Source organism: Streptomyces sp. NRRL B-1140 (assembly GCF_001280065.1).
Lineage (GTDB): Bacteria > Actinomycetota > Actinomycetes > Streptomycetales > Streptomycetaceae > Streptomyces.
Genome location: NZ_LGEA01000024.1, coordinates 1 through 327, shown reverse-complemented (window position 1 = coordinate 327; position 327 = coordinate 1). Strand labels below are relative to the sequence as shown.

Annotated in this window: 1 protein-coding gene; it reads right to left on the bottom strand. The window is 67.0% G+C overall.

What is annotated here, in order from left to right; translation table 11 throughout:
* Positions 1 to 327 (bottom strand): adenosylhomocysteinase (locus tag ADK65_RS04115; protein WP_199825565.1); only part of this gene is annotated, 327 nt, incomplete at both ends.

The following is a 327-nucleotide window of genomic DNA, read 5'->3' as shown; positions in this document are numbered from 1 at the left end:
GTTGTCGAACTTCGACTTGGTGACGGCGTCGTTGACGTTGATCGCCGGGAACAGCAGGACACCGTCGCGCTGCATCTCGTACAGGCGGTGCACACCGGTGGTCGTCTCCTCGGTCACGCCGCGGATCTCCGAGGACAGCTGGGTCCACTTCTGGGGGTTCTCACCCAGGGTGCGGGTGAGCAGCTCCAGGATGACGCGGTGCTCGTCGGACTCGGGCGTGTCGGGCGGGGGGACCTTGCCGTCCTTCTCGTACTCCACACCCTTGTGGACCAGGAGGGTGGCGTCGCCGCCGTCGTCCAGGATCATGTTGGGGCCGCCGGTGGGGCT